Here is a 21,793-nt window from a genome sequence, read left to right as displayed (position 1 = left end):
TCCGGCAGGGCTTCAGCAGCCGGTGACCACCAGTGGAAGCGAGTGACGATGACGGAGAACCAGTGGCCTGAGGCTTCTGCCCGAAGCCCTCTCGACCAGTACGGGAATGCAATACCGGCGGATCCCTCAGCGGAGCCGGAAACGTACCTGACCAAGAAGGAAGCAGCCAAGGAGGAGACGTCCAAGCTCGCCGGGCAGGCGGCCGGTGCGGCCCACAATGTGGCCCAGACCGCCAGGCACGAGGCCGGAAACGTCGCAGCTGAGGCGAAGTCCAGCGCCCGCGGTTTATTGGACCAGGCTAAGTCGGGCCTGGGCAGCCAGGCCGGCGCGCAACAACGGAAGGCGGCAGAAGGACTTCGGACCATCTCCAGCCAGTTGGAGCGCATGGCCGAGGCCCCGGACCAGCAGGGCGTCGCAAGCGACCTGGTCCGGCAGGTTGCCGACAGGACGTCGTCGGTCGCCTCCTGGGTTGAGGGCAAGGACCCGGGGGCGCTGCTGGGCGAGGTTCAGCGGTTCGCGCGCCGCAAGCCGGGCACTTTCCTGCTCCTGGCCGCCGGTGCGGGCATCCTCGCCGGTCGCCTCGCCCGCGGCCTGCAGCCGGCGGCGCCGCAAGCTGCCATCCCGCCGAAGCCGGCACAGCCGCCGGTTGCCGGCGCAACTGCTCCGCCATGGGGCGGGGAGCCCGTATACCGGGAGCAGCCCGCAGCACCCGCGGCCTACGGCGAAACCATCTACGGAGAACCTGCGCGTCCCGCCTACTCCGGGACCCAAGCGGGGGGAGTCCCGCTGAAGGATCCGGATGACCCGTACAGCGAGGTCCGCGGCTCCGAGCGCCAGCCTTAACAGAGGCCCACATTTTTGCCCCCAAGCAGCACCAAACCAGTAACAAGAAGGAGAAACACATGATCAGCACTGAGAACCTTTCTGCACTGAGCACTGCCGGAGGAAATGTCCTGGGCTCCGACGGAAGCAAGATCGGATCCATCGGACAGATCTACGTTGACGACAACACCTCAGAACCCACCTGGGTCACCGTCAAGACCGGGCTCTTCGGAACCCACGAATCCTTCGCACCGTTGGACTCTGCCTCCCAGGACGGCAACGACATCGTGGTGGCCCACACCAAGGACAAGGTCAAGGACGCCCCGCGCGTGGCCCCGGACGGGCACCTTGAGCCCGCGGAGGAAGACCGGCTCTACACCTACTACGGCATCACCGGCGGCAACGGGTTCGCGGGCGGTAACGGCGACGTTGCCGGCAACGGCTTCACCGGCACCGCGGACACGGCGGACAGCCGCGGAACCGTCGGCCACGACACCTCCGGTCCCACCACCGACGACGCAATGACCCGCTCCGAGGAGCAGCTGCACGTGGGCACCCGCCAGGAAGAAACCGGCCGGGCACGCCTGCGCAAGTACGTCGTCACCGAGAACGTCACCACCACCGTCCCGGTGCAGCGCGAAGAGGTCCGCATCGAGCGCGAGCCCATCACGGATGCCAACAGGGGCGCCGCCCTGGACGGGCCCGCCATCAGCGAGGAAGAGCACGAGGTCATCCTCCACGAGGAACGCCCCGTTGTGGAAAAGGAAACCGTCCCGGTGGAGCGCGTGCGCCTCGACAAGGAGACGGTGACCAACGAGCACACCGTCACCGAGGAAGTCCGCAAGGAAGAGATCGAGCTCGACGACGATGGCCGCACCCGCCGCTAAGGCTTCCGGCCGGGATTCCCGGGGATAAGCAAAGCGCGGTCCACCCTCCTGCCTGAACTGGTCCCCGAAGTTGGACTGGCCAATTGAGAGCCTACGCCGCAAGGGCCTGAGCACGGTATTGCACCGAGCTCAGGCCCTTGGGCTTTGTTGAGATTTTGACGGTGTTTCCATCACCGCGTTGTGGTAGCAGTTGCCCTTGCGTGACGTGGACTGGCCAGTCAGCTGATCCTGCGCCGGTAGGCCGCGCCCGCGAAGGCGTAGGCAACCACGAGCAGGCCCACGAGCCAGGCGAGGGCGGTCCAGATGTCGCTGCCGACGGGCTCCTGGGCGAACAGGGACCGGATGCTGTTCACCATCGAGGTCACCGGCTGGTTCTCGGCGAACCAGGCCACCGGGCCCGGCATTGAGTCCGTGGGCGCGAACGCCGAGCTGATGAACGGCAGGAAGATCAGGGGATAGCTGAAGGCGCTGGCGCCGTCCACGGTTTTGGCCGAGAGGCCGGCGATCACCGCAACCCAGGTCAGGGCCAAGGTGAACAGGACCAAAATGCCGGTCACTGCGAGCCAGGCGGCCACGGATGCTCCGGTGCGGAATCCCATCACCAGCGCGACGCCCACCACAACCGCCACGGACGCCAGGTTGGCCGTCAGCGAGGTGAGCACATGCGCCCAGAGCACGCTGGGCCGCGCGATCGGCATGGACTGGAACCGTTCGAAGATCCCGCCCTGCAGGTCAAGGAACAGTCGGTATGCGGTGTAGGCGACGCCGGACGCAATGGTGATGAGCAGGATGCCCGGGAGCATGTAGTTGATATAGGACTCGTCGGAGCCGGTGTTGATCGCGCCGCCGAACACGTAAACGAAGAGCAGCATCAGCGCCACGGGGGTGACGGCCGTGGTGATGATGGTGTCGGGGCTGCGGAGGATGTGGCGCAGCGAGCGGCCGGTCAGGATGCGGGTGTCGCTGAGGGCATGGCTGGTCATGGAAGTTCCTTTCGTGTTCCACCCGCGCCGTGTTTCCCGCCGGTGCCGCGCGTACCGTCCGTGCCGCCGACGAGGGCGAGGAAGACGTCCTCAAGCGAGGGCTGCTTCTCGACGTATTCCACCTTCGCGGGCGGGAGGAGCTGTTTGAGTTCCGCGAGAGTGCCGTTCCGGATGATGGTGCCCTGGTGGAGGATCGCTATCCGGTCGGCGAGCTGCTCGGCCTCGTCGAGGTACTGCGTGGTGAGCAGCACCGTTGTGCCCTGGCCGGCCAGTTGCCGGACGGTCTGCCAGACCTCGATCCGTGCCTGCGGGTCCAGGCCGGTTGTCGGTTCGTCGAGGAAGATGACCGGCGGGTTCCCGATCAGGCTCATCGCGATGTCCAGCCGCCGCCGCATGCCGCCCGAGTACGTCCCTGCCTTGCGGTTCGCTGCCTCGGCGAGGTCAAAACGGGCCAGCAGGCCATCGGCGATCCGGCCCGGATTCTTCAGGTGGCGCAGCCTGGCCACCAGCTCCAGGTTTTCCCGGCCGGTGAGTACTTCGTCCACGGCGGCGAACTGTCCGGTCAGGCTGATGGAACCGCGCACGACGGCGGGATCCGCGGCGAGGTCGGCGCCGTTGACGGTGGCGGTGCCTGAGTCAGCTTTGAGCAGCGTGGCCAGGATCCGCACCAGGGTGGTCTTGCCCGCGCCGTTGGAGCCGAGCAGGGCGAAGATGGTGCCGGCGGCCACGTCAAAGTCGACGCCCCGCAGCACGTGCAGGTCCTTGAAGGACTTTTCGATGCCCCGCACCTGGATGGCCGGTGTGAGGGCCGGGTTGGTTGTCATGTCCGGTTCTCCGTTCCCGGCAGATTTACGCGTCGCCGGCTGCGGCCTGGTTGATGGCGTCCGTCAGGCGCTTGTGCTCCTTGTTGATCCACTGGCCGTCCGAGTAGTTCTGGATAAAGGCCTCCGCGAACTCCACGGGATCGTCCCCCACTATGTCGCGGATGGGGGTGCCGTCTGCAGCGGCCCGCTCAATCAGGTCCGCGAGGTCCTCGAGCATCTGCATCATCACATCGCCCTTCACGATGGCGCCGGCGTAGGTGAAGTAGCGCTCCAGCCCGTCGATTGTCGTCCGGTAGCGCGGGGGAAGCTGTTCCTTGCGGTCCTTGTACTGGCGCCAGCGCTTCTTGTCGTCCAGTGAGCCGGTGATCTTTTCCAGCCATCCTGCGGCCATGGTTACTCTCCTTTATCCCGTGCGTTTTTGTTGTCTTGTGCGGTGCCGATGTGGCCCTGGAGCTGGTCGATGCGTTCTGCAAGGAAGCCCCAGGTGCGCCAGAATTCTTCGAGGTACTCGCTGCCCTGGCCGTTCAGTGAATAGACCTTGCGCGGGGGGCCCTTCTCGGACGGGACCTTCGCCACATCCACCAGTCGGCGCTGCTCGATCCTGATCAACAGCGCGTACACCGTGCCCTCCGCGATGTCGGAAAAGCCCTGGTCGCGCAGCCGGGCCGTGATCTCGTACCCATAGGCCGGCTTGACGGCCAGGATCGCAAGGACGATCCCCTCGAGGGTGCCCTTGAGCATCTCTGTCATTTGCTTGCCCATGCGGACCACCTCAGCTATTCAGTATTACTGACTACCAGTACATAGTATCGCTGAATAGCGGTGGCGCAAGAGGCCCGGGGCCGATCTATCGGTTCTTTAAGACCTTCCTGCCCAGTTGCCCGCGGTGCGGGCGGGCACTCGGGGCGGGACATGCCGTCGTAGGCGGCGCGTTGTCAGCGTGCGAAAAAGGTAACCGGGCAGGAAGGTACGGCCGCGGCACGCGTGAGAAGGTACGACGGCGGCACGCGCCAGAGCTGGCACGCGCGCCCGGTCGGGGCTGGAACGCGCGCCGGGTCAGGAAAGGGCGGACCTAGACGGCGGGAGTGCGCGGCCTATCCACTCGAGGGCCCACAAGAGCGGGAGTCCGGGCCAAGGAGCGCCGGCCCTTCAGCCGCTTTTCCGCGAAGCCCATCACCCGGGTGGCCACAGCCCAGTAGAGGACGCCGAAGGCCAGGGAGGCCAGGACGGCCAGGCCCTTGCTGACGGGGTCGATGAGCGGGTACACCAGCCAGTGCGTGACGTAGATGTACAGGGACGCACTGGCCAGCAGGGCCGTGATCCGGTGAAGTCCGCGTGGCACGTGCAGGGTGGGCACCCAGAGCAGGATGAGGCAGCCCGCCAGGATGGTGGCGCTCCGGTAGGGGTTGTCGAACGATTCCGGGACGATCAGGAACGCCACCGCCGTTACGGCCGCCTTCTGCCACAGGGTGCGGGACGCCGCGGCGGCCCAGCCCAGCCCGAACAGCCACAGCACCGGCCCCTGGCCCGGATAGCGGTTTTCCACCAGGTCAAAAAGGAGCGGCAGGTCAACGGCCACCAGTGCAAGCCCGAAAGCCCACGGCCATCTGCGAACTGCACGGTCCACCGCCGGTATTGCCAGGATGAGGGCGAGCGCAATCAGGATGTGGACCAGGATCTCCACGAACCAAAAGCGGGAGTAGTCGGTCCACCCCTGCGGGCCGAGGACCGAGTTCAGCAGGAACACGTTGAACCAGGCGTACTTGTCCGTGATGGCAAACGCGACGGCGATGACCGCCACGCTGGGCACCACGATGCGTGTGATGCTGCGCAGATGCCGCCGCAACCGGGCGCTTCGGGAGCCCGCGAGCTGGAAGCGGGCAAAGTTGTAGCCGGCCACGGCCATCAGGACGTGCGCGGTGCCGGTCCAGTGGAAGAACCCGATGTGGGTGGAAACGATGAAGATGATGGCGACGGCGCGGAGCACGATCCCCGTTTCCAGGGGCGCGAGCATGCGCCGCCGCCAGGTGTGCAGCCGCGGCACTTTCTCCGCGAGGGAACGGCCCGACGACGGCACCTGGCCGGGCGACAGGTGCGGCGCAGGCGACAGTTCGCAAACCGGCATCAGGTGCCACCCTTGCGGAAGGTGCCCGAGCGCCTGCTCCAGCCGGATGGACGCCGCCACGTAGGACAGGGAATCGCCGCCCAGCGAAACGAACGAGTCCGTATCGGTGACGTTGTCCTGCTCCAGGACCTCCGCGAAGATCCGCCGCACATCGGTGGAGCCGGCGTCCGGGACCGGAGCAGGGCCGCCGTCGTCATCTTCTCCTCCAGAGGCGAGTTCCCCTGCAGGGGCGAGGGCGGCGACGGCGGGATAGTCCGGCTTCCCGTTGGCAAGGCGCGGGATGGCTTCCACGGCAACGAGTTCGACGGCGGCGCGCGGCAGGCCGAGGTCCTGGGCCAGGGTTTTGGCGATCAGGGCGAGGTCGTGGTCGCCTTCGACGGCGGCCACCACGGCATCGTCCGTTCCGGCGGCGGCTGCAGTAAGCCCGAGGTCCGCCAGCAATTTTTCCACCTGCCCCAGGTCCACCCGGAGTCCTACAATCTTCACAAACCGGCTGCGCCTGCCCACGATCTGGTACAGGCCGTCGGGTCCGCGCCGTGCCAGGTCCCCGGTGTGAAGCTCGGTGATGACCCGGCCCAGGGCAAGGTCCTCGGGCCGTTCGGCGTACCCGAGCATGACGTTGGGCCCGGTGTACACGAGCTCGCGCTCGTCGAGCCCGGGGACCGGTTCAAGCCGGAAGGCGCCGCCGGGCACGGGCACTCCGATCGCCTGGGGATTATCTGCAGCCTGGTCAGGGGGCAGGTATGCCATGCGGGCTGTGGCTTCTGTCTGGCCGTACATGACGAACAGGTCCCACCCTTGCCGCCGGCCCAGCTCTGCATAGGACCGGACGCGGTCCGGCGAGAGCCGTCCGCCCGCCTGCGTGATGTACCGCAGGCTCGGCACGTCCATGTCCGCAAAACGCACGCGGTCCAGGAGGTCGAACGTGTACGGCACCGCGGCGAAGGACGTCACTTTTTCACTCCGGACCAGTTGCCAGAAGCACGGGTCCACCACCGAAAGGTCCGTCAACACCAGGGACGCGCCCACCAGGAGGTGGCTGTTCACCACGCTCATCCCGTAGCAGTAGGAGAGGGGGAGTGTGGTGGCAGCGGTGTCGCTGGGGCGCAGCTGGAGGTATTCCGCAATGGCGCCTGCGTTGGCCTGGATGCTGTCCCCGGAAAGCCGGACGAGTTTCGGCGAGCCGGTGGATCCTGACGTGCTGAGCAGCAGTGCCAGTTCCGGGTTCAAATCATGGCTGGTGGTTTCGCGGCGGACGTCGAGGATTGCTTCACCGGATGACGCGCGGACAACCACGTCGGGATCATAGGCCGCCACGAGCGCCTCCCCTGCTGCGCCGCCGCCGGCGGGCAGGATCAGCAAGGGGTTGCCGGACGAAAGAGCCGCAAGATAGGCAATGAGCGACGCCAGCGTGTTCTCCGCTTCGAGGGCAACCAGGCGGCGGCCGGGCCCGAAGGAGCGGGCCATGTCCTCCACCCGGCGCGCCAGTTCCCCGTAGCTGAGCGACTCCTTGGGGGTGCTGACGGCGAGGCGGTCTCCGAAGCGGGCCAGGGCGGCGGCAAAGGAGACGCCGGCGAGCTCTGTCTGTAACGTCACCCGGTGAACTGTAGAAGGTAATGCTTACCTAACTCAACTGGACTTTGGTCCGTGTCATAAAGGGGCGACGCCTGCAGGTGCCACAATGCTCCGAGATGAATGGGGTCTCCCCGTTGGAAGTCTTGCCTCCAGATATAGACAAGTGTATATATTTACCTGTGTCTATGTCCTTGGAATTGACCCCGGTCCAGACGGTGGCGTGCTGCTCCCCGTTGACGCGGGAGCCGTTGTCCGAGTCTGAAGCCGACGGGATCGCCCCGCTGCTGAAGGCCCTGGCCGACCCCGTCCGGCTGCGGCTGATGTCCATGGTCGCCTCGCACGAGGGCGGCGAAGCGTGCGTCTGCGATTTGAACCACGCTTTTGAGCTCTCACAGCCCACCATCAGCCACCACCTGAAAATCCTGCACGAGGTGGGCCTGCTGGACCGGGAGAAGCGGGGCGTCTGGGTGTACTACCGGGCCCGCACCGAGGCCCTGCAGAACCTGGCAGCCCTGATCGGCGGGCAGGCCAAATGACCTTCCTGGCGCGCCGGGCCGCGGCGGAGTTTGTCGGCACGGCCTTCCTTGTGATGGCGGTGGTTGGCTCCGGCGTCGTGGCCTCGCGGCTGTCCCCGGACGACGTCGGCCTGCAGCTTTTACAGAACAGCCTCGCCACGGGTGCCGCCCTGGTGGCGCTGATCGTGGCCCTGCAGCCCGTGTCCGCTTCCTTTAATCCGGTGGTCACCCTGGTTGAACGGGCGCTGGGGATGATCGACAGCAGGACCACGGTGTTCCTGATCGCCGGGCAGTTCCTGGGTGGCCTGGCCGGCACGGTGGCAGCCAATCTGATGTTCGGGCTGGACGCAGTCTCCCTCTCCACCCACGAACGGACCGGTCCCGCGCTCTGGCTCGGTGAGGTCATCGCCACGGTCGGGTTGCTGCTGGTCATCTTCGGCGCCGTCCGGTCGGGCAGGGCGGACCGGGTGGCATTCGCCGTCGGCGGGTACATCACGGCCGCCTACTGGTTCACCAGCTCCACCAGCTTCGCCAACCCCGCAGTCACCGTCGCCCGCACCATCACGGACACCTTCGCCGGCATCGCACCGCCGTCGGCCCCAGGTTTTATCCTCGCGCAGCTGCTCGGCGGTGCCGCCGGATACTTCCTGGTCCGGTTCCTCTACCCCTCCTTCACTGCTGATTCCGCCGCTCCGGCGGCTGACCGAAAGGTGCTCTCATGAGCCAGAAACCCTCCGTCCTTTTCGTCTGCGTCCACAACGCGGGCCGCTCCCAAATGGCCGCCGCGTTCCTCACCACCCTCTCCAAGGGCGCCATCGAGGTCCGCTCCGCCGGGTCCCAGCCCGCCGAGAAGGTCAACCCTTCCGCCGTGGAAGCCATGGCCGAGGTGGGCATCGACATGTCCGCCGAGATCCCCAAGATCCTCACCACCGAGGCGGTCAAGGACTCTGACGTGGTGATCACCATGGGCTGCGGCGACGAATGCCCCTACTTCCCGGGCAAACGCTACGAGGACTGGGTCCTGGAGGACCCGGCCGGCAAAGGGGTGGAGTCCGTCCGGCCCATCCGCGACGACATCAAAACCCGGGTCGAGGCCCTGATCGCCTCCCTGGCCCCGGCCTCTGCATAACCACACCGTCACGGGAAGGGGGCGACACGCATGAACACCGGCTGCTGCGACGACAACTGCTGCGACGACGAACAGTGCTGCTGCTAACCCCGGCCGCACAATCGCTGGGCTGCCCGCGCAAAGAGCGGGCAGCCCCCCTCCGGCAGGTAGTGGACGCCGGGGCCCGAGGGCCCTACCCGTCCGCCCAGCGCCGAAGGGTGCTGTTGACCAGGCCCACCAGCACGGCCGTCCACCAGCAACCCTGTGAAATGCACAGCGCCACCAGCAGCCGCGTGCGCACCCGCAGAGCCACGGCCTTGAAATGGGTTCCCGCCGGGAGGGCGCGGAGCCGGCGAAGTACGGGGGCAAGTGCGAGGCCGTTCAGCATCAGAACCAGGACGCACACCAGTTTGATCTGGGTGACCGGGTTGGTGACGTCCGGCTTGATGAGGGCCCCGGAGGCCAGCAGGACCAGCAGGCCGCCCCAAATCAACGGCTGCGCTGCTGCTTCAAGCTTGTGGGTGTCATGGAGGTCCCGCTTGCCCAGGAGCCAGAGGAATCCCACCCAGTCGACAATCAGGATCGCGCCGAAGGACAAGACCAGGGCGATGATGTGGCAGGCCAGGCCGATCCGGTGCAGCTCCGGCCCGCAGTCAAGGAAGGAACCGGCGGACACCGATGCCAGCCATGCCAAGGTGCACAGGCCGGCCAGGAGGAAACCTTTCCGATGACGAGGATTTCCTCCGGGAGCGTTGCTGGTGGCCGTATCCGTACTGGGTCCGGAGACACCGTTGACGCCGTCGGAGTCAACAACGCTGTGGCTCACGTGAACAGGCCCTCGCCGATGAACCCTCCGGGCTGGGTGCCGGGCGGGACCGCGAACAGGCCGGAACCGGTGTGTTTGAGATACTCCAGGGCCAGGGTGTCCTCTTTCGCCATGGCCATCTGCATGGGCACGTAGTGGGTCCTGGGGTCGGTGACGAAGGCGATGAAGAACAGCCCGGCGTCAAGGTGGCCCAGTCCGTCTGAGCCGTCCGTGTAGTTGTAGCCGCGGCGCAGCATCCGCACGCCGTCGTTCTGGTCCGCGTGGGCCAGCCTCACGTGCGCGTCGAGGGGAATGAGCGGTTGGCCGTCCCTGCCGGCCAGGGCGAAGTCCGGGTTGCTGAACTCCTTGCCGCCGGACAGCGGCGCGCCTTCGCCCTTGGTCCGGCCGATGAGCCCTTCCTGTTCCCGCAGCGAGGTGCGGTCCCAGATTTCGATGTGCATCCGGATGCGCCGCGCCACCAGGTAGCTGCCGCCTTCCATCCACGCCTCGGCCTGGCGGGAACCGCCGCTTGCCCAGACGTGTTGGTCGAGTAGCTCTGTGTCCTCGGCCTTGAGGTTGTTCGTCCCGTCCTTGAAGCCGAACAGGTTCCGCGGCGTCTGCTGGGTGCGGGAGGTGGAGGAGGTGCGGCCAAAACCCAGCTGTGACCAGCGGACGCGGACCTTGCCGAAGCCGATCCGGGCCAGGTTGCGGATGGCGTGCACGGCCACCTGCGGATCGTCGGCGCAGGCCTGCACCACAATATCGCCACCGGTCCTGCCGGGTTCCAAGGCGTCTCCGGGGAAGTGCGGGAGGTCGATCAGTGCATCGGGCTGGCGGCCGCCCAGGCCGAAGCGGGCTGCGCCGTCCTTTTCGAACAGCCCGGGCCCGAATCCGAACGTCAGCGTCAGCCGGCCGGCATCGAGGTCCAGGGCTTCGCCGGTATCCTCCGGCGGCGCGTCATAGGGCCCGCCGACGGCGCCGGTTTCGCCGGTGGTACGGCCCGCCGTCATCGCCTCCGCCGCAGCCGTCCAGTCCTTGAGGAGCTTGATCAGGGCCGCGCGGTCCTCTGTAGTGACGTCGAAGGCGGCCATGTGCAGCCGGTCCTGTGCCGCCGTCGTAATTCCTGCCTGCCGTTCACCGAAGAAGGGGACAACGGAGCCGTTGGCGGCGGGGGGAGCCGCCGCGGCGGCGAGGGCGTCATGGCCCAGCAGCCCCGCAGCAATTCCCGCCACCGCGCCCGCTCCGCCTGCCCCGGCAAGGCCCAGCAGGCCACGGCGGGACAGGCCGTGCCCGAAGGGGCAGCCGCTCACAGTATGACGGCAGCGGTGAGCTGGGACAGCGGCTCGCCCAGGGAATCCACCAGGGCGCTGAGCTGCTGGACCTGGTCCTGGCTCAGCTCGTCATAGTAGGCGAAGCCCTCGCCCTTGGCGTACTTGGTCAGCTCGGACTGCAGTGCGGTGAACTTGGCATCGAGGTCGGAGGCCAGGGCGGCGTCCTTCTGCTCCAGGGCGGGCCGAAGGTTCTCGAAGGCGATCCGCGCTCCATCCACGTTGGCCTGGAAATCCCAGAGGTCGGTGAGGGACCAGATTTCCTCCTCCCCGGTGACCTTTCCGCGGGCCACTTCGTCAAGGAGTTCCTTGGCGCCGTTCCCAAGCTTGTCCGCGGAAAGTTCCACGGTCCGGGTGCGGCTCGCGAGCTCCTCGGTGTCTGCCACCAGCTGCGTGGCGAGGGCTGCGCGCTCGTCGGTGGTCAGAGCGGTGTAGTCCGCCGGCGGGAAGAGGTCTTTTTCGGCGCGGTGCCAGCCGGTCCATTCCTGGCCGGGTTCCAGGTCCGCCTCGCGGGCATCCAGCTTCGGGTCCAGGTCACCGAAGGACTCCGCCACTGGCTCGATGCGCTCCCAGTGCATGCGGGTGGCGGCGTAGAGGTCCCGGGCCTTGGCGGTATCGCCGGCAGCATAGGCCTCCGCGAATTCCCTGGTTCCGGCCACCAGCTGTTCGGTCTGGTCCTTGACGTAGGCGGCGTACTGGCTGACACCGGTGTCCAGGAGCTTCTGCGAATCGGCGTCCACCACAGGCTTCTTGCCCGAATCGGTCACCTTGAAGGCTGCCCGGATACCTTCTCCTTCCATGCCCGGCTTGCACGCCGTGACGTATGTCCCGGGCGCTGCGGTGAGGACCAGGTTGCGTGTGATGCCGGGGCCGATGTTCTCCACCTCGGCCAGGATGCGCAGGCCGTCCTCCGCCAGCACGTAGAACTCGGTGACTTCGGCGCCGTCGTTCTTGACCGCGAACGTGAGGTTTCCGCTGGGTGCCTCGGACGCTGTCAGCGCGCACTCGGTGCTGGTGCTGCTGACCTGGATGGGACCCTCGGTGGCGGCCGCCTTCGTGTTGTCCGTGCAGGACGTCAGTGCCAGGGGCAGGACGACGGCGGCGGACAGCAGGGCGAGCCGTGGGCCGGCGGTGCGGCGGAATTTAGGCAGGGTCAAGCCAGGCATGGGGATTCCTTCAGGGGTTGTTGGGGTGATGCGGTGATGGGGTTAGGTCAGGATGCTGCGGGGGCCGGCACGGCGGGGGTTGCCACTGCCGGGGTTCCCGAGGGCCGGATGGCGGGGCGCCGGTTGGTGCGGAGATAGAAGAACAGGACGGGGACCGTGTAGAGGACCCAGGCGGCTGATTCCAGCCAGGTGGTGGCAGGGGAGAAGTTCAGCGTGCCTTTGAGGAGCGTTCCGTACCAGGACGACGGCGGGATGGCGGCTGAGACGTCGAAGGCAAGGTTATGGAGCCCCGGCAGGATGCCGGCTTCCTGCAGGTCATGGACGCCGTAGGCCAGGACCCCGCCGGCGATGACCACCAGGGCTGCGCCGCTCCAGGTGAAGAACCGGGTCAGGTTGATCTTCAGCACCCCGCGGTGGAGGAGGAAGCCGAGGCCGGCGGCGACAGCCAGGCCAAGCAGGGCGCCGATGAGCGGGGACGTTGACTCGCCGCTGGACTGGGCTGCGGCCCACAGGAACAACGCCGTCTCCAAACCCTCCCGCCCCACGGCCAGGGCGGCCACGGCTATGAGTCCCCACGCCGCTCCTGACGCCACTCCGTCCACCTGCGAGCGGAGGTCGGCGCCGAGCGTGCGGGCCGCGCGGGCCATCCAGAAGACCATCCAGGTCACCATGCCGACGGCGATGATGGACAGGCCGCCCCCGATGGCTTCCTGCGCCTCGAACGTCAGGCCGCGGGGACCGAAGGTCAACAGCGCACCGGATCCGGCGGACACGGCGACGGCGATCCCGACGCCGGCCCACAGCCTGGGCAGCAGCCCGCGGCGTCCGCTCTTGGTGAGGTATGCCGTCAGGAGGACCACGATGAGCGTGGCCTCAAGTCCCTCGCGCAGGCCAATCAGGAAGTTGGCTGTCATATGCACTGTGCCTTCTATCAAGGAAGCCCTTCTTAGGCTTGCCTAAGAGTGAAGAGTACATGCATCGTCGGATTACGAAAAAGAAGCATGTCGTAATTGAATCGAAAATTACTACAGTCGTTGGCGGGGTGGATGAGTGCAGCGGACCGCACCATGCGGGGTCATTGTTGAGTCAATTCGCCGTCTTATAAAATGCCGGTTCCATAAGTACACTTAGTAAATTGGGTTGGGGGATTCAGGCGGGCGTTGGCGTCGATTTCGAGCGGTGAATGCGAAGGTGAGCGAGTGAGCGGAAACGAGCGGCTTTCCGCGGACATTGAGCATGATGTCTGCTACCTGCACCTGCAACTGCAACTGCAGGCTCTCGAGATTATCGACGACGTTCTAGCCGGCACGGATCCGGCCGGCGATGAGGTACGTACGTGCTTGCGGCACCATGTATCCAACTATCCCGGCCAGCCTCAGCGGGCTCTATTGATGCACATGCTTTCGCTGCGGCCATCAGCAACTGCCGGATCCCTGGACTCCTCCGGCCGGAAGCTGCCCTGACCTAGCGGGCCAGTGGGGGCTGGAATAATCGGCCCAATGAATATCGCCAGGACCATTCTGTTGTTTTGCCGTCGCCGCGGCCGCCGAGATAGGTGGGGCCTGGCTGGTCTGGCAGGCGGTCCGCGAAGGAAAGGACTGGTGGTGGGCGGGGCTCGGTGTCATGGCCCTTGGCATTTACGGATTCGCCGCCACCCTTCAGGCTGACCCACACTTCGGCAGGATCCTGGCAGCATACGGCGGTGTCTTTGTTGCCGGCTCCCTGGCATGGGGCATGATCTTCGACGGCTTCAAACCCGACCGGTGGGACATTGCAGGCTCAGTCATCTGCCTGCTCGGGGTTGCGGTGATCATGTTTGCGCCCCGAAACGCTGGTTGAACGGTGAACCACCTGCTCTGAGCCGGGGACACGCCGTCGTACCTGGCGCGGCGCGGCAGTCAACCGGGCAGGAATGGACGACGGCGGCCCTCACCAGGTCTAGTAAGCGGCCGAAGTGCCGGGTCAAGGCCGCGGAAGGGAGGACTGCCCTGGCAGGCCCTTGTCATACTGGTCGTATGCAGGCGACAACGGTGTTGGTTGAGGGCGAGAGCGACAGGGTGGCTGTGGAGACGCTGGCCCGTCACGTTGGCCTTGACCTGGCGTCTGGGCGGGTGACCGTGGTGCCGATGGGAGGGGCAACAAGCATTGTCCACTTTCTTGGCCGCTACGGCCCGACTGGCGCAGACCACCGGCTGCTCGGCCTGTGTGATGCAGCGGAATCCGCTGGTATCGCCCGTGCCCTGGCCCGGGCAGGAATCGGGTCAGGTTCCCTGGCGGAGCTTGGGTTCGAGGTCTGCCAGGCCGACCTGGAGGATGAACTCATCCGTTGCCTTGGGATCGACGCCGTGCTCAACGTCATCGCAGCTCAAGGCGAGCTCGCGTCATTCCGGATCCTCCAACAGCAGCCGTCCCAGCGGGAGCAGCCCGTTTCGGCACAGTTGCGCCGGTTCTTCGCCGGACGCAGCGGCAACAAGGTCCGCTACGCCCGTCTGCTCGTCGACGCCTTGCCAGCCGGGCAGGCACCCCCACCGCTGGCCCGCCTTGTCGCGTCATTCTGAAGAAGGTGCCGGGCCGAAAAGGGCCCTGAGCGTGTTAGTGGTGCTCCACCCAGCAGGCCAGGATGGTGGTGGAGAGCTGGTACGCCAGGGCGTTCCGGGTGATGTTGTCCGGGCCGAGGGTGGCCGGCAGATCGGAAGCGTCTACGTGCAGCACGAAGCTGTCCTTCTGGAAAACCGCTGACCCGTCCGCAGTCTCGTAGGCCGGGAAGCCAAGGTTCGCAAGGCCTTCGATGGCAGTGGCATCCTTCGCCAGAGCCTGCATCGCATTGAAGTAACCCAAAGCGGACGCCTTATCTGAAGCTTCCTGGACGGAAATCTTCAGAGCCCCTTCCGCGAGGTGGTAGGTGCAGGTGAAGGTGCTGTCGGCCCAGTCGTTGATGGTGTGCGGGGCGGAGTCCAGGTCCAGGATGGACCGCAACCTCTCCTTGGGCTGGTCCCCGCAAACCATCAGGGCGGCCTCGCTGGGCCCGGCCGCCGTCGTACTCCCGGAAGAGGACCCCTGGCTGTGGCTCGCGCCGTGGCCGCCGGCATGCCCGTGAGCGGATGCAGCGCCAGGCGAGGACGCCGTCGCGGACACATCTGATGGTGCGGACACGGATCCGGCGGCAGTGGCGCAGCCGGCCAGCAGCAGGGACGCGAGGCCAACGGCAGCCAAAGTGTTCTTTCGGTTGTTCATGTCCAGTCCATTCGCACCAAGGGCCGCTTCAGGAACGAGCGGCAGTTCCGTAGTCAGGCTTTGAGTTTGGCGTAGATGACGTAGTTGTCGTCGAAGAGCCCGGTGGCGGGGTCGTAGCCGTCGCAGGTAATCAGCCGGAGTTCGGCCCCGGGAGTGTTGCCGTACACCTCAAGGGTGGGGAATTCATTCTTGGAGTAGAGGGCGCCGCGGTCAACGGTGAACAGGGCGGTGCTGCCGTCGGTTCGTGAAACGCTGATTTCAGCGCCGGGGGCCAGCTTGCGGAGGTCAGCGAACACACCCTTGTTTCCGCCCAGGGCGTTAACGTGGCCCAACAACACTGAAGGTCCGCGTTCGCCCGGCGTGGGGGAGCCGTCGTACCAGCTGGCCGGCGCCCCGTTGCCCTTGTCCTCCGGTACTTTCAACGAGCCGTTCTCTTCCAGCCCCAAATGAAGCAGGTCAGTCCGGACCCCGATCGAGGGAATGCTCAGGGTGACGGGAGCCGAAGTGCCAAGCACCGCCGGAAGCTGCGCTGTAGGCTGCGCCTGCGCCTGCGCCTGCGCGGGTGCGGCGGCGGGCGTTGCAGCCGTCCCGGCCGGGGACGGATCTGCGGCGGGGGCCACCGGTGGTGAGACGGAGGCGGAAGGCGACGCGCCGGCGTCGGGAGTTGCAGCGGGTCCGGCGGCGCAGCCTGCCAGGGAAAGCGCGAGCAGGATCCCGGCCGCCGTGGAGGCCCCGAGACCTCCGCGGTGGCCGGGATTCCTGTTTGTCACAGTATTGATCCGTTCAGATCCGCTTAGGCTGCTGCGTTGCGGCGGCGGACTGCGTAGGCTCCACCGGCGACGGCGATCAGGGCCAGGCCACCGCCGACGGCGAGGGCACCTGTGTCCGTGCCGGTTTCAGTAGCGATGCCGGTGTTGGCGCCGCCTGCGGGCATCTTCATCTGGCCGGCCGTCAAGGTGCCGCACAGGGCGGGCGAAGTAGCGGCCAGGGGAAGGGTGGGGGCGAGATCGCTCTTGGCGGCCTGGCCTGCTGCGCTGAGGGTGGCGGGGTCAAGGCCGTGGACAACAACCACTGCGGTGCCTGCTTCGAGGGCGGCCTTGGTTTCAGCGTTCAGTTCGAAGGTGCGGTCCACAGTGTAGGAGGCGCCCTGTCCGCCGACCTTCAGGTCAAGGCCTGCTGCCGGGCTCGTGTCGCCGCTGGTGGACAGAGTGGTGACGATGCCTCCGTAAGAGGGTGCGCCTTCAGTGGTGGAGATGACTTGGTCACCGTCCTTATCCGCGGAAGGGTCCGGGCAGGTGCCCTTGGCGCCGCCGTGGATGTGCTGGACGTGCGGGTACGGGGCGTCCATGAAGGTGGCCGGCATGCCCGAAACCTTCAGGACCACGTGGGCCTGGTTGCCCGTGACATCGAGTGTGATGGTGCCCGAGCCGGCGCTGCCGTTGATCTGCTTCAGGGTGGACTGGTAGGAGCCGTCGGCAGCCATGGCCGGCGAACCGGACAGGGCAAGAGCGGCCAAGGCCAGGGTGGGGACTGCCATAAAGCGAAGTGTCTTATTCATTGGAAAAATCTCCTCATACACGTCCGTGTGATGTTGGCGCCCCGGGAGGGGACAACAGTACTTCGCGGCAGCCCAGGGGAAGGATGGGTGAGGAAGTGGCCCAGTTCACTGGCCGGGAGGTTAGAGCAGCATCAGTGCCGCCGTGGGCTGCACCGCGAAGGGGAGGCTCTTAGCCCACCACGGCAGCGGAAAGAATCCGCTTCATCTTGTCCCGCAGGAACTTTTGCCCCGTGACGCTGGGGTGTTCACCATCCGGTCCCAAGAGAACGTCGGCGCGGCCACTGAGCCACTGGTCGGCAACGGGATCGACGAACGTTATCCCCCTGCTTTGCGCTGCAGAGGCCGCAGAATCACGGACGCCGGCCAGCACCGGATCTGGTTCCTCCGCGCTGGACAGCGGCCCCACCGCCACGAGGGTTGCCTGTGGTGCCAGGGACGAAGCGGCGGCGAACGTTGAGGCCGCAGCCTCCCGGAGTTCCTCAGGGTCTGCACCCCAGTCGTTGTCCGACCCGAAGAACACCACCACGTCGGCGTCAGCCGTCACGGCCGTCTCCACTTCCATGGCGAAGGTGTTTCCGTTCTCCCCGGCAACCAGGTAACCGCTGCCGTTCTCGGCCGCGTTGGTGACCTGGACCGGGCGTTTGTGAAGCAGGTGCGCCTGCTGAAGGAGCCGTGGCCATGCCTGCTCCGGCGAGGTTCCGTAACCCGTGCTCAGCGAGTCCCCGATCACAACAACCCTCACCGCAGTGTCACCGGATCCCTGGTCTACAGTGCCCGGAGTGCAGGCCGTGGTCCCCACGAGAAGCAGTGCAGCACCGGCGGCCAACGGGGCAAGGACACGAAGTGACCGTCCGTCCACCACTCCTCCAACTTCCCGGAAGCCAGGACATCAATGAAAAGCCCTATGCTAACCCGCTTTTCATGGACCCGGCCAGAAAGTCGTGGAACGTCCAGCTGCAGCTGTCATGATCGGGCCATGAGCATCGAGCATTTCAGCACACCGGTCCACAGCACCCGGGTCCGGCTGCTGGTTATGGCGGCAGGAGGGGCCGGCGTCGCGCTGGCCGTTGGGCTTCTGGGTTCCTGGGCCTACGCACCGGCCCTCGGCTGGGCGGCGGCGTCGCTGATCTATCTGGTGTGGGTGTGGTCCGTTATCGGACGCCTCGACGCCGCGGGCACCTCGGCCCATGCGCTCAGGGAGGATCCAGGGCGAATTGCATCGGACCTGCTGGTGTTGGTGGCCACGGTGAGCAGTTTCGGCGGCGTCGCGCTCATCCTTTTCGACGCCGGCTCCGCCGAGGGCGGCCTCAAGGCGGCCATCATTGGCCTCGCCCTGGCGAGCGTCGTCCTCTCCTGGCTCCTGGTCCATACCCTCTTCACGCTCCGGTACGCCACGCTCTACTTCCGGGCAGACGATGGAGTCGATTTCAACAAGCGGCACCCTCCCAGGTACGCCGACTTTGCATATCTGGCGTTCACCATCGGCATGACATTCCAAGTCTCGGACACCAGCCTGACCACGGACACCACCCGGTATACAGTGCTGCGCCAGGCACTGCTCTCCTACGTGCTGGGCACAATCGTGCTGGCCACCACCGTCAACCTGGTGGCCGGACTGGTGCGGTGATGCGGTTTCGGTAGCCGGCCGGGCTGCCGCCACCACGCATCGCCCGAGCTGCTTGCGCGTTACCGGCAGCCGGGCTACGGTCGGCGCAGCGGTGGAAGATTGCACAGGTTGAGGCGCTGACCCTTCCCCGTGCCGCCTCCGGTATCAGGACCATGAGCAAGGAGCCCTATGTCACTCGTTCGCGTTCACAACTTCTCTGTCTCCCTGGATGGATTCGGCACCGGTGAGGGGCAGGAGCTCGAAGCGCCCTTCGGGCACGCCGGGAGGCGCTTGATGGAGTGGGCCTTCCCCACGCGCACCTTCCAGCAGATGGGCTTCCATGGCCAGGAGGGAGGTTCCACCGGAATCGACGAAACCTTCGCAAGCCGGTGGGCCTCAGGGATCGGTGCGGAGATCATGGGCCGCAACAAGTTCGGGCCTCAACGCGGCCCGTGGGAGGACGAGGAGTGGCAGGGCTGGTGGGGCAACAATCCGCCTTTCCACACCCCGGTGATCGTGCTCACCCACCACCCGCGCCCCACATTGACCATGGACGGCGGCACCACCTTCCACTTTGTCGACGCCGAACCCGCCGAGGCGCTCGAGCAGGCACGCACCCTCGCCGGCGACCTCGACGTCCGGATTGGCGGCGGCGCCACCACCGTCCGCCAGTTCCTCGAGGCCGACCTGATCGACCAGATGCACATCGTTGTTGTGCCGATTCTTCTCGGCCGCGGCGAGCGGCTCTGGGACAACCTCGAGGGACTTGAGGAACGCTTCCGGATCGAGGCGGCACCTTCGCCCAGCGGTGTCATCCACCTGACCTTCTCCCGGCGCAGCCAGGGCGCTTAGAAAACCTGCTGCGGCGCCGCCTCCAACGCCCGCCAGGCAACTCCCGCCGGAGCACGAAGAACTGCAAGACTGGGGGTATGGCACAGGAAACGCGGCGGATGTTTTTGGGGCCGGCAGCGGGGGCGGTCAAGACGTCCGCCATGCTTCCCGCCGCCCTGGGCAGGGTACGCACCACCCTGGGTTTTGTCCTGGCCGTGCTCATCCCCGTCCTCGCCACGGCAGCCATGTCGCTTGCCCCGGGGCTGAACCTCACCACGCACGCCCTCGTCCAGCTCACCGGGGTCATAGCAGTGGCGTTCGTGGGCGGTCTCTGGCCCGCGGTGCTGGCCGCGCTGTGGGCCTCGCTGCTGCTCAATTACTCCGCCACGGAGCCGGTGGGGACGTTCACCATAAACGATCCGCAGAACGTCTTTGCGCTGCTGGTATTCGTTGGCGCCGCCACGGCCGTCTCGCTCCTCGTGGGCGTTTCGGCCAGGCGGGCACGGGAGGCCAACCGGGCCCGCGCCGAAGCAGCAACACTGGCGGACCTTGCCCGCGACGCGCTGATCGAGGATGACACCGTTGCCGCGTTCCTGGACAAGCTCCGCGAAACTTTCCAGGCCGGGGCCGCGGGCCTTTACACCAGGGAAAGCGACGCCGGGTGGCAGCTTGAGGATTTTTCCGGCACCACGGCGCCACCCTCCCCGGATGCGGCGGTGCCCGGGACGGACAGCGTCGAACTGGCCGACCCCCACACGGCCTTGGTCCTCTCCGGCAAAACCCTCACCTCAGGCGACCGGCGACTCCTGGCCGCGCACGGAGCCCATCTCCTGATGCTGCGCCGGCGCCACGACCTTCAGCAGAGGCTGCAGCACACCGCGAAGCTGGCCGAGGGCAACAGCGTCCGCACCTCCATCCTGCGCGCCGTCGGCCACGACCTGCGGACACCGCTGGCCGGCATCCGGCTCGCTGTAACTGCACTGCAGCGCCAGGGCGGGCGGCTGCCGGAGGACGTGCATGCGGAGATGCTGGCCACCATCGAGTCCTACACCGCGCGCCTGGATGCCCTCATCTCCAACCTCCTGGACATGTCCCGGATTTCCAGCGGCTCGGCAGCACCCCTCACCGAGGCAGTGACCTGGCGTGACGCCGTCGAAGAAGCCCTGCGGGGAATTCCTGCCGGGCGGATCCGGATCGACCTCGCACCCAACCTGCCCACGGTGGATGCGGACCTGGGCATGCTGGAGCGGGTCATCGCCAACCTGGTGGAGAACGCGCTGAAATACGCGCCGGACTCGGATGTGGGCATCGTGGGTACGGCTGGCGGCTTCAGCGGAACGGCCGACGGCGGGCGCCCCCTGGGCGAGTTGCGCATCGTCGATCACGGGCAGGGTGTGCCCGCTGCCGCCGTCGTGTCCATGTTCCAGCCGTTCCAGCGGCTCGATGACGCTCCCGAAGGGCTCGGAATAGGGCTGGGGCTCGCCGTCGCAAAGGGCTTCATGGAAGCCATGGGCGGGGAGCTGGTGGCGGAACCGACCCCGGGCGGGGGCTTGACGATGATTATCCGGCTGCCGTTGTCCGCCGGGCCCGAAGTACCTGCCTTTCCACGCCGGGACGCAGGAACGGGTCCGTCATGAGAACAGTGCTGATCGTCGATGACGAGCCCCAACTCCTGCGCGCCCTCCAGGTCAACCTTGAAGCGGAAGGCTACCGGGTGCTGGCCGCGCTGGACGGCATGGCCGCACTCCACCATGCGGAGACTGCGCACCCGGACGTCGTCGTCCTTGACCTGGGCCTTCCGGACATCAACGGCGTGGACATCATCACCAGGATCCGCCGCAGCAGCAGCACCCCCATCATCGTGCTCTCGGCCCGGCACGGTTCGGCGGATAAGGTCCGTGCCCTGGACGCCGGTGCCGATGACTACGTCACTAAGCCGTTCGGCCTCGACGAACTCCTGGCCCGGCTCCGGGTGGCCGAGCGCCGGCTCGGTGCCCTCGAACCCGGCGGCCCGGGTCCCATCATCAGCATGGGCGACTTTGAAGTGGACCTCGCCAACCAGAAGGTGACCCACGCCGGCGCCCCGGTCCGCCTCACTCCCAGGGAATGGGCCATCCTCCAGCTCCTGGTGCGGAACCCCGGACGGCTCATCACCCAGCAGCAGATGCTTGCGAAGATCTGGGGACCGGGCTACGACGGCGAAACACATTACCTGCGCGTCTACATGGGACAGCTGCGGCGCAAGCTCGAGGCAGACCCGGCCCGTCCCCGGCACCTGCTCACTGAAGCGGGGATGGGCTACCGGTTCGAGCCCTGAGCCGCGGGCGCCCATCGCCGTCGTCAGCGGGGGCGTAAATGATTCATCAATAATCATCCTTTTCGCGCTGCCGCCGTTTTTGCCGGTGCTAGTTTCGCACTGGTCGCGG

24 protein-coding genes and 1 pseudogene are annotated in these 21,793 nt (G+C 66.7%); 12 read left to right on the top strand and 13 right to left on the bottom strand.

Annotated features, from left to right (window positions below; genetic code table 11):
• Nucleotides 1-48: 48 nt before the first annotated feature.
• Together AC5RVY_RS02625 and AC5RVY_RS02620 are read left to right on the top strand one after the other, a co-directional pair.
• On the top strand, nucleotides 49-843 hold the full coding sequence (locus AC5RVY_RS02625; RefSeq protein ID WP_493953136.1) for a hypothetical protein: 795 nt from the start codon (nucleotides 49-51) through the stop codon (nucleotides 841-843).
• Between the two features lie 59 nt (nucleotides 844-902).
• Entirely contained in the window at nucleotides 903-1,709 is an 807-nt protein-coding gene (locus AC5RVY_RS02620; protein WP_493953135.1) for a YsnF/AvaK domain-containing protein, read from the top strand.
• 218 nt (nucleotides 1,710-1,927) lie between these two features.
• Here AC5RVY_RS02620 and AC5RVY_RS02615 read toward each other — a convergent pair whose 3' ends face one another.
• From AC5RVY_RS02615 to AC5RVY_RS02595, 5 genes are all read right to left on the bottom strand, one after another.
• On the bottom strand, nucleotides 1,928-2,692 hold the full coding sequence (locus AC5RVY_RS02615; RefSeq protein ID WP_493953134.1) for an ABC transporter permease: 765 nt from the start codon (nucleotides 2,690-2,692) through the stop codon (nucleotides 1,928-1,930).
• Nucleotides 2,689-3,516 (bottom strand): ABC transporter ATP-binding protein, encoded by an 828-nt coding sequence (locus AC5RVY_RS02610; protein WP_493953133.1) that lies wholly within the window; start codon nucleotides 3,514-3,516, stop codon nucleotides 2,689-2,691. The genes AC5RVY_RS02615 and AC5RVY_RS02610 overlap by 4 nt, the downstream gene beginning before the upstream one ends.
• A gap of 25 nt (nucleotides 3,517-3,541) precedes the next feature.
• Nucleotides 3,542-3,907, bottom strand: a complete 366-nt coding sequence (locus AC5RVY_RS02605) for a DUF1048 domain-containing protein (protein ID WP_493953132.1) — start codon at nucleotides 3,905-3,907, stop codon at nucleotides 3,542-3,544.
• 2 nt (nucleotides 3,908-3,909) lie between these two features.
• Nucleotides 3,910-4,278, bottom strand: a complete 369-nt coding sequence (locus AC5RVY_RS02600) for a PadR family transcriptional regulator (RefSeq protein WP_493953131.1) — start codon at nucleotides 4,276-4,278, stop codon at nucleotides 3,910-3,912.
• 310 nt (nucleotides 4,279-4,588) lie between these two features.
• Complete coding sequence (locus AC5RVY_RS02595) at nucleotides 4,589-7,237, bottom strand: AMP-binding protein (protein ID WP_493953130.1); 2,649 nt, start codon at nucleotides 7,235-7,237, stop codon at nucleotides 4,589-4,591.
• A gap of 164 nt (nucleotides 7,238-7,401) precedes the next feature.
• On the opposite strand from AC5RVY_RS02595, the gene AC5RVY_RS02590 reads away from it, so the two are divergent.
• The 3 genes from AC5RVY_RS02590 to AC5RVY_RS02580 are packed head-to-tail and all read left to right on the top strand — an operon-like array spanning nucleotide 7,402 to nucleotide 8,860.
• On the top strand, nucleotides 7,402-7,752 hold the full coding sequence (locus tag AC5RVY_RS02590; protein ID WP_493953129.1) for a metalloregulator ArsR/SmtB family transcription factor: 351 nt from the start codon (nucleotides 7,402-7,404) through the stop codon (nucleotides 7,750-7,752).
• Nucleotides 7,749-8,453, top strand: a complete 705-nt coding sequence (locus AC5RVY_RS02585) for an aquaporin (protein WP_493953128.1) — start codon at nucleotides 7,749-7,751, stop codon at nucleotides 8,451-8,453. The genes AC5RVY_RS02590 and AC5RVY_RS02585 overlap by 4 nt, the downstream gene beginning before the upstream one ends.
• Complete coding sequence (locus AC5RVY_RS02580; protein WP_493953127.1) at nucleotides 8,450-8,860, top strand: arsenate reductase ArsC; 411 nt, start codon at nucleotides 8,450-8,452, stop codon at nucleotides 8,858-8,860. The genes AC5RVY_RS02585 and AC5RVY_RS02580 overlap by 4 nt, the downstream gene beginning before the upstream one ends.
• Before the next feature lie 172 nt (nucleotides 8,861-9,032).
• Here AC5RVY_RS02580 and AC5RVY_RS02575 read toward each other — a convergent pair whose 3' ends face one another.
• The 4 genes from AC5RVY_RS02575 to efeU are packed head-to-tail and all read right to left on the bottom strand — an operon-like array spanning nucleotide 9,033 to nucleotide 13,052.
• Entirely contained in the window at nucleotides 9,033-9,665 is a 633-nt protein-coding gene (locus AC5RVY_RS02575) for a hypothetical protein (protein ID WP_493953126.1), read from the bottom strand.
• Entirely contained in the window at nucleotides 9,662-10,954 is a 1,293-nt protein-coding gene (efeB, locus tag AC5RVY_RS02570) for an iron uptake transporter deferrochelatase/peroxidase subunit (RefSeq protein ID WP_493953125.1), read from the bottom strand. The genes AC5RVY_RS02575 and efeB overlap by 4 nt, the downstream gene beginning before the upstream one ends.
• Entirely contained in the window at nucleotides 10,951-12,138 is a 1,188-nt protein-coding gene (efeO, locus tag AC5RVY_RS02565; RefSeq protein ID WP_493953124.1) for an iron uptake system protein EfeO, read from the bottom strand. Before efeO ends, efeB begins: the two co-directional genes overlap by 4 nt.
• Nucleotides 12,139-12,185: 47 nt before the next feature.
• On the bottom strand, nucleotides 12,186-13,052 hold the full coding sequence (gene efeU / locus AC5RVY_RS02560) for an iron uptake transporter permease EfeU (protein ID WP_493953123.1): 867 nt from the start codon (nucleotides 13,050-13,052) through the stop codon (nucleotides 12,186-12,188).
• Nucleotides 13,053-13,337: 285 nt separating this feature from the next.
• Here efeU and AC5RVY_RS02555 point away from each other — a divergent pair, with 285 nt between their 5' ends.
• The 3 genes and pseudogenes from AC5RVY_RS02555 (at nucleotide 13,338) to AC5RVY_RS02545 (ending at nucleotide 14,696) form a co-directional block, all read left to right on the top strand.
• A complete protein-coding gene (locus tag AC5RVY_RS02555) occupies nucleotides 13,338-13,601 on the top strand; it encodes a hypothetical protein (RefSeq protein WP_493953122.1) in 264 nt (87 codons plus the stop codon).
• Between the two features lie 36 nt (nucleotides 13,602-13,637).
• Nucleotides 13,638-13,977: pseudogene (locus AC5RVY_RS02550) on the top strand (YnfA family protein).
• A gap of 176 nt (nucleotides 13,978-14,153) precedes the next feature.
• Entirely contained in the window at nucleotides 14,154-14,696 is a 543-nt protein-coding gene (locus AC5RVY_RS02545) for a TOPRIM nucleotidyl transferase/hydrolase domain-containing protein (protein WP_493953121.1), read from the top strand.
• Nucleotides 14,697-14,730: 34 nt separating this feature from the next.
• On the opposite strand, the gene AC5RVY_RS02540 is transcribed toward AC5RVY_RS02545, so the two are convergent.
• From AC5RVY_RS02540 to AC5RVY_RS02525, 4 genes are all read right to left on the bottom strand, one after another.
• On the bottom strand, nucleotides 14,731-15,372 hold the full coding sequence (locus AC5RVY_RS02540) for a hypothetical protein (RefSeq protein WP_493953120.1): 642 nt from the start codon (nucleotides 15,370-15,372) through the stop codon (nucleotides 14,731-14,733).
• A 53-nt stretch (nucleotides 15,373-15,425) separates the two neighbouring features.
• The gene (locus AC5RVY_RS02535; protein ID WP_493953119.1) at nucleotides 15,426-16,142 is read right to left on the bottom strand and encodes a sortase domain-containing protein; all 717 of its coding nucleotides are present in this window, start codon (nucleotides 16,140-16,142) and stop codon (nucleotides 15,426-15,428) included.
• Between the two features lie 23 nt (nucleotides 16,143-16,165).
• Complete coding sequence (locus tag AC5RVY_RS02530) at nucleotides 16,166-16,930, bottom strand: hypothetical protein (RefSeq protein ID WP_493953118.1); 765 nt, start codon at nucleotides 16,928-16,930, stop codon at nucleotides 16,166-16,168.
• Nucleotides 16,931-17,099: 169 nt separating this feature from the next.
• Nucleotides 17,100-17,789, bottom strand: a complete 690-nt coding sequence (locus AC5RVY_RS02525; RefSeq protein ID WP_493953117.1) for an SGNH/GDSL hydrolase family protein — start codon at nucleotides 17,787-17,789, stop codon at nucleotides 17,100-17,102.
• A 117-nt stretch (nucleotides 17,790-17,906) separates the two neighbouring features.
• Here AC5RVY_RS02525 and AC5RVY_RS02520 point away from each other — a divergent pair, with 117 nt between their 5' ends.
• From AC5RVY_RS02520 to AC5RVY_RS02505, 4 genes are all read left to right on the top strand, one after another.
• Nucleotides 17,907-18,557 (top strand): DUF1345 domain-containing protein, encoded by a 651-nt coding sequence (locus AC5RVY_RS02520; protein ID WP_493953116.1) that lies wholly within the window; start codon nucleotides 17,907-17,909, stop codon nucleotides 18,555-18,557.
• Between the two features lie 168 nt (nucleotides 18,558-18,725).
• Nucleotides 18,726-19,388, top strand: coding sequence for a dihydrofolate reductase family protein (locus tag AC5RVY_RS02515; protein WP_493953115.1), 663 nt, complete (start codon nucleotides 18,726-18,728; stop codon nucleotides 19,386-19,388).
• Nucleotides 19,389-19,465: 77 nt separating this feature from the next.
• On the top strand, nucleotides 19,466-21,004 hold the full coding sequence (locus tag AC5RVY_RS02510) for a sensor histidine kinase (RefSeq protein WP_493953114.1): 1,539 nt from the start codon (nucleotides 19,466-19,468) through the stop codon (nucleotides 21,002-21,004).
• Complete coding sequence (locus tag AC5RVY_RS02505; protein WP_493953113.1) at nucleotides 21,001-21,684, top strand: response regulator; 684 nt, start codon at nucleotides 21,001-21,003, stop codon at nucleotides 21,682-21,684. Before AC5RVY_RS02510 ends, AC5RVY_RS02505 begins: the two co-directional genes overlap by 4 nt.
• Nucleotides 21,685-21,793 lie beyond the last annotated feature (109 nt).

This window comes from Arthrobacter sp. Ha26 (assembly GCF_059091705.1).
The sequence above is the reverse complement of the archived record's forward strand: the minus strand, read 5'-3'. Positions and strand labels throughout refer to the sequence as shown.